General features: G+C 56.4%; 7 protein-coding genes. 1 reads left to right on the plus strand and 6 read right to left on the minus strand.

Annotation, left to right across the window (positions count from 1 at the left end; translation table 11 throughout):
• Nucleotides 1-90: 90 nt before the first annotated feature.
• Entirely contained in the window at nucleotides 91-1,734 is a 1,644-nt protein-coding gene (locus ACLHIL_RS03260) for an NlpC/P60 family protein (RefSeq protein ID WP_411296517.1), read from the minus strand.
• A gap of 687 nt (nucleotides 1,735-2,421) precedes the next feature.
• On the opposite strand from ACLHIL_RS03260, the gene ACLHIL_RS03265 reads away from it, so the two are divergent.
• Nucleotides 2,422-3,708: a homoserine O-acetyltransferase gene (locus ACLHIL_RS03265; RefSeq protein WP_411296518.1), complete on the plus strand. Its 1,287-nt coding sequence runs from the start codon at nucleotides 2,422-2,424 to the stop codon at nucleotides 3,706-3,708.
• 244 nt (nucleotides 3,709-3,952) lie between these two features.
• Here the strand turns inward: ACLHIL_RS03265 and ACLHIL_RS03270 are convergent, their stop codons facing one another.
• The 5 genes from ACLHIL_RS03270 to ACLHIL_RS03290 form a co-directional block, all read right to left on the minus strand.
• A complete protein-coding gene (locus tag ACLHIL_RS03270; protein WP_411296519.1) occupies nucleotides 3,953-5,875 on the minus strand; it encodes a hypothetical protein in 1,923 nt (640 codons plus the stop codon).
• 386 nt (nucleotides 5,876-6,261) lie between these two features.
• The gene (gene ppdK, locus ACLHIL_RS03275) at nucleotides 6,262-8,997 is read right to left on the minus strand and encodes a pyruvate, phosphate dikinase (protein WP_411296520.1); all 2,736 of its coding nucleotides are present in this window, start codon (nucleotides 8,995-8,997) and stop codon (nucleotides 6,262-6,264) included.
• Nucleotides 8,998-9,237: 240 nt separating this feature from the next.
• On the minus strand, nucleotides 9,238-9,978 hold the full coding sequence (locus ACLHIL_RS03280) for a triose-phosphate isomerase (protein ID WP_411296521.1): 741 nt from the start codon (nucleotides 9,976-9,978) through the stop codon (nucleotides 9,238-9,240).
• Between the two features lie 2 nt (nucleotides 9,979-9,980).
• A complete protein-coding gene (locus tag ACLHIL_RS03285; RefSeq protein ID WP_411296522.1) occupies nucleotides 9,981-10,436 on the minus strand; it encodes a ribose-5-phosphate isomerase in 456 nt (151 codons plus the stop codon).
• 102 nt (nucleotides 10,437-10,538) lie between these two features.
• The gene (locus ACLHIL_RS03290; protein ID WP_411296523.1) at nucleotides 10,539-12,251 is read right to left on the minus strand and encodes a dihydroxyacetone kinase family protein; all 1,713 of its coding nucleotides are present in this window, start codon (nucleotides 12,249-12,251) and stop codon (nucleotides 10,539-10,541) included.
• Nucleotides 12,252-12,334 lie beyond the last annotated feature (83 nt).

The raw sequence follows: 12,334 nt of genomic DNA on the forward strand, positions 1-12,334 counted from the left end.
GTATCGTCTTGTTTCATCTAGATAAACCAATATGGTGGCCTCACCCCAAACCGGAGCAAGACCACCATATCGGTATATGATGTACTGACTTTAGCCTTCAATTCGTAGGTAAATGGGCGATCCCCACACTGCGCGTTCTTGAGTGCCCATTGAGGGATTCCAGGCAGCTACATGCATACCATTGCCGGTATAGAGCCCGACGTGCCCAGGCCACCACAACACATCGCCTGGTCGCGCCTCCGCCGGGGATACCTGACGATAATCTCCCCAATACGTCCAGACGCTTTGGCCGGTAGCCCGCGGCGTAGTGATACCGAAGTGCTGATATACGAACCACACGAAACCTACGCAGTCCCAGCCGTTCGGGCTCACGCCGCCCCACACGTAGGGCGAGCCAATGAATTGACGAGCATACGAAATAATGGCGTTTCCATTGGGGTTAGCAGGGGCCGGAGCAACCGGATTGGGGCTCGGAGCAGGGGCTGGAGCTGGAGCTGCAGGAATATTCTGGTTCGCTGCCTCGCGTGCCGCTTCCTCAGCACGGGCCTGCGCCGCGGCTTCAGCCTGCGCCCGCTCTGCGGCTTCCCGCTGTGCCTGTTCGCGAGCTACCTGATTTGCTGCTTCTTGGGCGCGACGTTCTGCTTCCGCACGCTCCGTGGCGATCCGTTGAGCTTCCGCACGCTCATCTGCAATCCGCTTCTGATTCTCTAGATCAGCGACCTGTGCCGTGTATGACTGAACTTGAGCAGCCAACTGTTGCGCGTATTGGGAGGCTTCTGCCGCCGCACGGTCTTTGACGTTCTTCGTTGGGCCGGAGGCATTTGCTGCAACACCAGCTAGCCGATTGGCATCCTCCAAGGCGACGTTATACGCCGCAGTGGCTGCCGCAAGATCAGCTTTCGCTTTTGCTAGGGCGCTATCCACATCTCCCACGACCCGCTGCTGGTTCGCCAAATTTGCTTGTGCGAGGACGAGCGCCGCCGCAGAATCGGCTTTGGCTTTACGAGTCGTCTCCAAATCAGCTAAGCGCTGACGTTCAAGCTCAACCGTCGTTCCGCGTTGGGTAGCAAGTTCTGCTGCAATCTCCTCACGGCGTTTGTTTGCCGCCGCGATCTGTGCCTGTTGTTCGTCCACAGCTTTCTGGGCAGCATCTGCTGCACTTTGCACTGCCGCTGCCGCCTTAGCTTGCGCTTGTGCGGCCGCATCGGCTTCGTTATGCATGACACGAGCAACTTCTTCCAGGGCTTTGAACCGCTGGACTTTGGAATCGACCTGGGTGGCCACCGTTCCATAGGCTTTCGAACGCTTATTGGCTTCTTCGACAGAATCTGCACCGAAGAGATAGTAGGACTGGGTGATCTCACCCGCAGACTGTTGATACATCACCTGGGAGACAGAGCCAAGCTGACGGCGTACCACTTGCAGGTCGGCGTCAGCTTTATTCGCCTTCTCCTGGGCGACAATCGCGGAGTTGATCGAGACTTCCATTGCGGCTTGCGCATTCAGTGCCGCTTTTTGCGCATCGGCTGCTTTTGCGGCTAATTCGTTGGATTTTGTGGCAAGCTGCGTCACTTCAAGTTCCAGACCGGCAAGCGTATGCGACGTTGCTTCTTGCTGCTGGTACGCGGAGTTAATGTCATCATCGGAAACTGGGGCTGCATACGCCGGCGCAAATGCAGTAGCACTCAATGCGGCGACGCTTAACACCGTCAGTGACTTACGAATCCAAGTCACAGATACCTCCCAGGGATTGGCGTGTCGCCTTGACAGACGACTTTCTTCCTCTACAGACCGTATAACAGATTGTTACAAAAAGAAACACCTGAAACAAAATTCACAGCATTTTCTTTGGAACCAACCGAAACAATCTTCACATCTGTAACATCATTCACGCGCCGCATAGATGATTCTGCCGCAATATCCCGACAAATCCTCTAGTTTCATCCAGGTATCACCACACAGCACACCGTTGACTGCGTTTATGCATAGGAGAACACACAACAAGGAAGCTGACTTAACTGCGCACAGATTCCTTCCCCGCCCGAACACGCCTTCCACTGTTCACGCGGCAAACGCACCAGCACCCTATGCCCTTACCCCGCTACACCTTCCCAATCCCGCATTTCGCCGTCACACCCCGAAAACCCTGCCCTTGTTCACACCCGCCACCTTTCGCGGCTATCTCACTCTCCCACCTACTCACTTTCCCGCTCATTCACTTTCCCAGCTCATCGCACCCAGCGCACCCTCCCGCCCACAACGTCCACCACCTGATCCCCCTTTACTTTTTCCGCACACACTCTCTATGCTCATACGCATGACGCGATACGGGGAACGAATGCTGTGCGGGCGCGCATCCGCCTAACGATGCCGCCCGTGCCAACCACATCGCATCAAATACGAACAACCTGAGAGAACAGCATGACTTCCCCACATACTCCATACCCACATCCGCCCTACCTCGTCGGCTATCCGCCACTCACTCCAGTTACTGACGCCGCACCCGTTGCCGATTACGACGTCGGCTATCGACCTGCGGATTCCACTGCCCCAATACCAGCAACAGGCGCATGGCGCACGGGCGATCCCCCTGGCGAGCGGCAGTTTCAATCCCTCGGTGATCTCCCGTTAGAGCGCGGCGGGGTCCTGCCACAGATCCAACTCGCCTACGAAACCTGGGGGACGCTTGCCCCCGACGGATCCAATGCAATCCTGCTCTGCCACGCCCTCACCGGCGATTCCCATGCCACATCTCGTAACGGTAGTAGCGGCTGGTGGGCGGATATCGTCGGCCCAGGAAAAGCCCTCGATACTAACCGCTGGTTCGTGGTATGCCCCAACGTATTAGGCGGTTGCCAGGGATCAACCGGGCCCTCCTCTGCCGCGCCAGACGGAAAACCCTGGGGATCACGATTTCCTGAGTTAACTATTCGTGATATGTGTGCGGCAGAAGCACGCCTTGCCGACGCATTAGGCATTACACAGTGGGCGCTCGTTGCCGGCGCCTCTTTCGGTGGAAATCGCGTCATGGAATGGGCCGCGTCATATCCAAATCGCCTTCGCGCTATCGCGGTTCTCGTCTCTGCCGCTGCCACCAGCGCAGAACAGATCGCCTACGGGCACAGCCAGATTGCCGCAATCCAACTTGACCCGCACTTCCATTCAGGTAACTACTACACCGCTCCTGACGGATATGGACCCCACCGCGGATTAGGGCTTGCTCGCGAACTCGCCCATATCACCTACCGTTGCGATACCGAATTGGAGCACCGCTTCGGTCGGATCCCCCAAGGGAACGAAGATCCGCTCAATGGCGGGCGCTACAGCGTCGTATCATATTTGGAACATCACGGGGATAAACTTGCCCGACGTTTCGACGCCAATTCTTATATCGCTATCACCCAAGCCTGGATAACACACGATATTGGGCGGGGACGTGGGGGCACTCGCGCCGTCTTAAACTCATTGGCTATGCCGGCATTAGTTGTCGCTGTAGATACAGATCGGCTCTTTTATCCGCGAGACGTCGCCGCTCTCGCACGTTCCCTTTCCGGCCCAACGACTTTTGCCACAGTCAGATCTCAATACGGGCACGACGGATTCCTGATCGAAAACGACCAAGTGGGGAATATTTTGCGTGAGTTTCTGGATAACCAGATCGCCGACTCCGCTCAGCTCGAACAATCTGCCGAGGATAGCGAAAAATAGAACATATCACCTGAGGCATTGGCTATAGCAATGTGACATGCCCAAAGGAACGAAACAATAAGCCAAACTAGCCGATATAGGCAAGGCGCGCCCTGCTCGCCGGCGTACTACAACGCGATCCATAACGCACCGGAGGAGCCACCACGCACCAGCAGCCATGCCGTAGTGCCAGTTATGCCGACGGCCAATGCCATTCACATCGGCAGTGCGATCTGCTACACAATACATTCCAGCAGAACGCGGGTTACGCCTCTCCTAAGCATCGACCATCTGGCAGATGCCACAACCGCCACCCATCTGCAGTCTCACACCCCGAGGCCTGCCGCGCAGCCTGGGTAGGATCAGCGAAAATCCCCACCCCAGCAATCTCAATCAGACCATCAGCACGCAGGGTGGCATTGAGTCGAGAACGTTTACGCCGAGAACGCCACGAAATATTGACTACTCCCATCTCTCGAGCAATCCGAACCAATCGAGGATCAGCAGATACAGGGGTGTTAGCACCGCGTTGACCAGCGGGCGGTGGCATCGCGCCTATTGTTTTAGTAGCTGACGGGGAACTATCGGCACCACGCGCTTCAGGAGTGCTGGCAGAGGTTGCCGCATTGTGCGAAACCGAAGCCACATCCGCTTGCACCCCACGATCCGATACACCCAGCGGAATCGGGGAGACACCTGTATGCGACTCAGTTCTGGAAGCCCCCTGTTTCATTGCGCGAGCATCGTTTTGCTGCCCTGAGCGGTGATACAGATCGGGGCGCCACCTATCGGAACGCAAAGCCGCATCCGCAACCGCTTGACTCGACGCATCGGAGGAAGAGCGTTCCGAATAAATCAGCGCTTCATCATGTGCTGGCGGCGCACTCATATCCCATAGCCGCTGCTCTACTCGGCGCGCTTCCGCCGCGAGCCGATCGTACAGCGTCGGCCCAATATCACGCGCAGGTATCTCTTCCCCAGAGAGAATATCCGCTCCCGAGCGCGAAATAACCTGGGAATCCTCGGACTCTTCCCGACTGTTATTGGGCTGTACCGGATGATACGCAGTTCGAGGATGAGCCCATCCGGTAATATTCCAAGCCTGAGATTCCGCTGCCTCCTGGTGGCTCTGTGCTCTCGGAGTTTCCACCGAGACGCGATCATGCCGCGAAGCTAAAGGCGTAGCGCTTCTGTGTGCAACGCGTTCATCTTGTGCGGTGCCCTCATTAACGCTACGCGATACCGACGAAGTAGCACCCGATTCTGACTCCGGCTGCGTCTCATATCGCCGAGCTGAGTCACGTCCTGAAACATTACCCGCCGGCTGAGCGTATATGTGCGCCTGCTCCTCCAGCAGCCTTTCACGGCTTGGAGCTGGTGGCGGCGTGGAGCCAGACCTCACGCTTTCTGGGGTGACATCCGCAGTGACAGTGGCCGCCGCCTTTGCTGACTCCGGTACCGCTGGCGGATCATCAGTAGCACTAATCGGGGCGTGCGCTGCCACCTGATGCGAATACCCAGAACTTTGCGAATCAACAGTATCTGCTTGGCGAGCTACGCTGCGACGGCGGCGCATACCGAAACGACGTTCTTTCATCGTCGCCTCCTCAGACTCAGCAGATTCAATGACGTGACGATGGCTCGGAGCAGCCAACATTCCCCGAGTATCAAAATTCTCAGAGATCTCGACGAGTAAACCGTCGATTCCGTCATGGATAACGATGCGCCAGGCGTCAACTCCGACTCCACGCAGGGCAATTAATGGCCGATGAACACTTGGCTCAGCCTCCACAGCAAAAACAATTAACCGTGGACCTCGACGCGTTTGCGGTGGCGCACTATCAATGAACGTAGCGTAATCGGTAGAAAAGCTCTCCTCGCCGGCCGGATACATGCGAGCCAACGCTCCGCGAGTTAATTCGGCATGACGCCCTGCTCGGGCTAACGCACTGACGAAAGAATCCGCTGTCAAGATCCGCATGACTTCGACAGTGACCACATTTCCCGTCGGATCAATCGCGATAAGAGACTGGGAGGCATCGTTTTCCCACGTCACAGGGAATAAGGGACGCTCTAAAAAGTCAAGCGCTTGGGCACGAACCGCGCGCAACACATCGTCGCTCACTTCATGTGCAGCAGCAACCGGAGCAGCAACCAGCCGCCCGTTCTTCAATGCGAAGACCCCCACGTTCTCTCCCTTCCGTCTCCTAGGTTACCTGACATCTTATAAGGGCGTCCTCAGCTCTACGGCGCTCTTTTCATCCCGCAGTTGTATCTGTGGGCGCTATGGCGCATAACGAGCCAGATCAGCGGGTGTCGCCCACCGCAAATATCCGTTGTACGCCAATAGCGTGACAACTATTTCCCCTGCTCCCAGGCGAGTCACAGATACACGCCAGAAATCAGGAAATGCGAATAGCCAAAAATGTACGTACCTCAGGTGCGCACATCTCGTTTTATTGTGCGCACCTGAGGTACGTGAGTGCTCTACCTAGCCATTCCGGTATCCACTAGGGCGTATATACCCTAAGGGGATACCAGCCGATAGCTAGTTATCGCTTCGCAGTTGACGCCTTAGAGCTTCGTTTCAAACTTACGCTCGTAGGTTGTCTCGTTTTCAATCGCAGCACGACCAGCTTCCAATCGAGCAACCGGAACGCGGAACGGCGAACAGGAAACGTAGTTCAAGCCAATCTTTTCAAAGAAATGGATCGACGCCGGATCGCCACCGTGCTCTCCACATACGCCCATCTTCAGATCAGGCTTCGTGTAGCGACCACGCTGTACGCCCATATCCACCAACGCACCAACGCCACCAACGTCAATTGACTCAAAGGGGGAGATACCAAAGACGCCGTAATCGAAGTACTCGTTGAAGAACGTCCCTTCCACATCGTCACGCGAGAATCCCCAGGTCGTCTGGGTCAAATCATTCGTGCCGAAGGAGAAGAAGTCAGACTCCGCAGCAATCGTATCGGCCGAGATAGCCGCACGCGGAAGCTCGATCATATTGCCAATGGGCAGATCCAAGCTGATACCAGATTCCTCGGAAACCTCCTTGATGACGTCCAAGGCCAAATCGCGAACGATCTGCATTTCACGCACGCCACCGATAAGCGGAACCATAATCTCCGGACGCGGATCCTTGCCTTCCTTCTTCAGCAATACGCAGGCTTCCGCAATCGCTCGAACCTGCAGCTTAATCAAGCCTGGGATCTTCAAACCGAGGCGCACGCCACGCAGACCCAACATCGGGTTCTGCTCGTGATGCGACAACACAGCGGCAAGAATCTCCCGCTCGGACTCGCTGATCTCCTCGCCAGCAGCTTCCTTACGAGCCAATTCCACGGACAGCTTCGTCAGATCCGGCAAGAACTCGTGCAACGGCGGATCAATCAGTCGAACGGTAACTGGCAAACCATCCATTGCGCCAAAGATGCCGACGAAATCATCCCGCTGCAGCGGCAGTAGCGCGTCAAGTGCCTGAGCCTGAGCAGCCTCATCCTTAGCCAAAATCATCGCTTCGATGAGCTTGCGGCGATCGCCCAAGAACATGTGCTCGGTGCGGCACAAGCCAATGCCTTCCGCATCGAATTTACGTGCCAGCTCGGCATCCTCTGGATTATCCGCATTTGCCCGCACCCGCATCCGACGCTTCTCATCTGCGTGCTTCATGATGTTGTTAACCGCGTTGACCAGCTCGCGAGCATCATCGGAGTCAGCGGCAGCTAAGCCTGCCTCCAGACCCTCAGCGAGGAAAGTCGTCACCGGCGAATCCGTCACCGGAACATCGCCTTCAAAGATTTCGCCCGTCGTACCATCAATAGCGATCACATCACCGACGGCATATTCCTTGCCGGTGGACTTGACTTTCATCGTGCCGGCAACATCGTCAATCACTAAATCGTCAGCACCGACTACGCAGCAACGCCCCATACCGCGAGCAACCACAGCAGCGTGGGAGGTCTTGCCGCCGCGAGCGGTAAGAATACCCTCAGCTACCACCATGCCCTGCAGATCATCCGGATTGGTTTCGCGACGAACCAGGATCACCTTGCGACCTTCACGGGTACGCGCCACAGCCGTCTCGTTATCCATCACGATCTCACCGACCGCAGCGCCCGGCGACGCCGGCATACCGCGGGAAACTTTCACCTTATCGGCCTTAGGATCGAACTGCGGGAACAGCAGCGAGGTTAGCTGATCGCCCGTCACGCGAGTGACTGCCTCGTCATGGGTAATCAAGCGCTCATTGACTAGCTGGTCGGCGATACGGAATGCAGCCGCTGCAGTACGCTTACCCACACGGGTCTGCAACATCCACAACTTGCCGCGTTCAACCGTGAATTCAATATCGCACAGATCGCGGTAATGGGTTTCCAAACGATCCATAATGCCCGTCAGTTCGTCATACGACTTCTTATCGAGTTCTTCTAGCGCTGACAGCGGCAAAGTATTACGGATACCGGCGACAACGTCCTCACCTTGGGCGTTCTCCAGGTAATCACCGTACACGCCAGAACGGCCGGTGGAGGGATCGCGGGTGAAGCACACGCCCGTACCAGAACCAGCACCCATATTGCCAAAGACCATCGTCTGTACGTTGACTCCCGTGCCCAAATCATTCGGGATGTGCTCACGACGACGGTAGATGCGCGCGCGGTCAGTGTTCCAGGAGTTGAACACGGCTTCAACAGCCATATCGAGCTGCTGGCGCGGATCCTGCGGGAAGTCCTGACCCGTCTCTTCCTTGACGACCTTCTTGAATTCGTCAACGAGGTACTTCAGATCCTCCGTCGTCATATCCAGATCGCCGGAGTATCCCTTCTCTTCCTGGAGCTTGTGGAGCTTATCGGAGAACAGATCACCTTCAATATCCATGACCGTCTTGCCGAACATTTGAATCAGACGACGGTACGAATCCCAGGCGAAGCGCTCATCACCGGACTGCTCGCCCAAGCCCACGACGGACTTGTCATTCAGACCGATGTTCAAAACAGTCTCCATCATGCCTGGCATGGAGAACTTAGCGCCGGAACGCACAGACATCAACAGCGGATCCTTCGCATCGCCTAGACGCTTGCCCATCTTGGCTTCCACACCGCGGATTGCAGCCGTCACCTGAACGCCAAGCTCATCGGGGCTAGCACCCTCATTGAGATAGACTCGGCAGGCTTCTGTGGTGATAGTGAATCCGGGAGGAACTGGCAGCCCGAGATTCGTCATCTCTGCCAGGTTCGCGCCCTTGCCACCGAGGAGGTCCTTTTGGTCCTTATTTCCCTCGGTGAAGTCATATACGTACTTCGTCATCTTCCCTCCGTTGGGATCGTTGATAGGAATAGTCTTTCCAGCATCTTTTCCATGCTAGGACTGTCTCCTAACCTACCACATTAGGCACTTAGACCCAGCACGCCATCACGGCAAAATAGACCCGAAATGTCACTAAAAAATACCTCTGGTGCGAACAGGGGTTTCTGTTCGCACCAGAGGTAGTACATCATCGCCCAGCACCAGCCCTTAACGGAAAGGGTTGGTGCCCGATGTTGATGATTAATTGAGGACTTCGTCAGCCAGTTGCAGATTCTTCAGATAGCCCTCGGCGCTCCACGCAGATCGACCGATAAACAAGCCACCTACCCCGTCAATCTGCAATAGCCACTGGTTATTCGCATGATTTACCGAACCGCCATACAGGATCGCCGCAACGCGCTGACCATAACGCGCGTCGAGAGCAGCAAAGGCGGCTGCTAAATCCTCTGGTTCTGGCTCGCGGCCATGCTCACCAATCGCCCAAATTGGCTCGTAAGCCAACAGAATCTGGGAGGTATCAGCAACCCCGTCTAGAGCCGCATCGATCTGCGCAGTGATGAACTCAATCGACCCTCCGCCCTGGAACACCTCCAGCGGCTCTCCAAAGCACACCAGCGGTCGCAGACCGTGCGCCAATGCAGCTTTGACTTTCAGATTCACCGTCTTATCGGTTTCCCCGAAGAATTCGCGCCGCTCTGAATGGCCCATTTCGATGAGCTGAGCACCGGCATCCTTGGCTTGGAGCATGGAGACTTCACCCGTCCAGGCGCCAGCGTCCTCCCAATGGGCGTTCTGCGCTCCTAACTGGATCGCACTATCTTCGCCAAGGATCTCGTGCACGGCGTTAATTGCGGTAAACGACGGGATGATGAAAGGCTGAATGTTCGGCAAATCTAACTGGGCATCGCGCAATGCCTGCGCATATTGGCGAGCGAAAGCCAATGTGCCGTTCATCTTCCACGACGTACCCACCCAGTACATGCTTAATCCTCCTCGTAGGAGCACATGGCCTGAACTTTTTCAGCCGAGGCGGAGGACTCATCGAATTCGTAGTTGAAGAACTCCTTGGCCAGGCGACGTGCTAGTTCTTTGCCGATCACCCGTTCGCCCAGGCACAGCACTTGAGCGTTATTGGACAGCACAAGACGCTCTACTGAGAAAGAATCATGTGCCACTGACGCGCGAATACCTTTGACCTTATTCGCAGCCATGGCCACGCCCATGCCAGTACCACAGACGAATACGCCACGATCGGCTTTGCCTTCAGCAATCAACCGTGCACCGCGCACCGATACGTGCGGGTATGCCTCTGGATCGGTGGCGTCTACGCCCACGTCAATCACTTCATCAATGCGTGGATCTGCCTCCAGATCTGCTTTGATCGCTGCGCGGTATCCTGATCCAGCGTTGTCGCTGGCGACGACTACTCGAAATCCCATTATTCTTTTCCTTTCTATCGCCCGCAGGCGACTACATTCTTCTGCGCGAGGGAGTGACTCGCGATAGGCGGCGACGTGCTTGCTAGCGCGTAATCTGCTGATTTATTCCGCAATAAGATCCGGTACTGCTGACATCAACAAGGCAAAGGAGATTGCCCCGGGATCTGGAGTGCCGATTGATGCTTCTCCATGAGTGCGGGCCCGACCTTTACGAGCCAAAATCTCAGCGGTCGCCTCAGCCGCATCGGTGGCTTCTTGGGCTGCGGCACGCCAAATATCAGCCAAGGACGCGCTCGAATTAGCACGTTCTTCTAGCCCTTGAGCGAACGGAATAACTGCGTCAATCATGGTCTTATCCCCGATCTGCGCTCCACCCATCTCCTGAATAGCGCGCGCGCCAGCAACCACCGCAGCAATAATCTCTTCTCGGCTCGGAGTCTCTTGATCGCTCAGCCCAAAAGCAATCCGGCCTAATGCGCCGCCCCACAGAGCTCCAGAGGTGCCGCCCGCCCCTTCTGACCATGCTGCTCCGGCTCGTGCGAGCAGAGTGCGCGCACCGGCGCTAGCCGCCACACATTCGCGAGCTGCTTTGGCCGCTGCCGTCGTTCCTAAGGTCATACCCTGACCGTGGTCACCATCGCCAGCAATTGCATCGATCTTGCCTAACATCGGCTCAGCCTCGCGGGCGCTGCGTTCAAAGGCATCGAGGATTTCGGCAATCTTCTCCGCAAAAGCTGCGGAATCTGCTGATCCAGCGGGGATTTCTTCGTCTTCTTCAGCGCGAACGACTCGCTTTTGTTGGCTGTGCTCAACGACCCCACGGCGCAAGGCCGGAGTATCGCAACCGGCAAGCCACAATTCTTCTAGCTCCTCATCAAGGAAGCACAGCGTCAAGGAGACTCCAGCCATATCCAAACTGGTCACTTGTTCATCCACAATTGGGCCAACCGGCGTCAGACCGCGTTCTTCCAGGAGCTGTGCCACCGTGCCGTACAGGACGAAGAGCTCCTCGTACTTCGTCGCGCCCAAACCGTTAACCAAAACGCCAACGCGCCCGGCGTAGTTCTCGTCGCGCGCCGGCTCTTCGGCCAATATCTTATCGACTAACATGGTGGCAATATCTCGCGCCGAGGCCATCTCATGGCTGGAAATCCCCTGCTCGCCATGAATACCTAGACCTAAGCCAAAGGTTCCCGATTCCACCGTGAACAGTGGTTCACTCGCACCCGGCAAGGTACATCCGGTGAATGCCACGCCCAAGGTTCGCGTCCGGGCATTTGCTTTTCGGGCGAGTGCTTCTACCTCGTCAAGGGATTTTCCAGCCGCCGCCGCCGCGCCGGCCACCTTCACAACGAAGAGATCACCGGCAATACCTCGACGATCGTCGTGCTTATCTGGAGTATTCGAGGCAATATCGTCGGAGATTGGGACGATACGAACGTCCATTCCCTCCGCGCGAAGCTGCTGGGCACCATTGCCAAAGTGCAGAACATCGCCAGCGTAGTTGCCGAATAACAGCAGCGTTCCCCCACCATTATCGGCTGCCCGCACCACGGAGGTTACTTGCGAGGCCGACGGGGAGGCAAAGATATTTCCACATACGGAACCGTGGGCAATACCGCTGCCCACCCAGCCAGCGAAGGCCGGATAATGGCCCGAGCCTCCGCCAACTACGACGGATACTTCGCCGTGTGGGCTTGCGCTAGCTCGCACCACTCCGCCGTGGACCGGCTGAACATACTCGGGAAATGCAGCCACAAAGCCTCGCAGGCTATCGGCCGCAAATTCTTCAGGATTATTCACTAAATACGTCATCGTTGCTCCATTGCAGCTCATGATTCAGAATGGCGGCAGCTCACTCTATAGAAGATCCTATAACATATAGGACTCGCGTTCTA

This window comes from Trueperella sp. LYQ143, from assembly GCF_046599595.1.
GTDB lineage: Bacteria > Actinomycetota > Actinomycetes > Actinomycetales > Actinomycetaceae > Trueperella.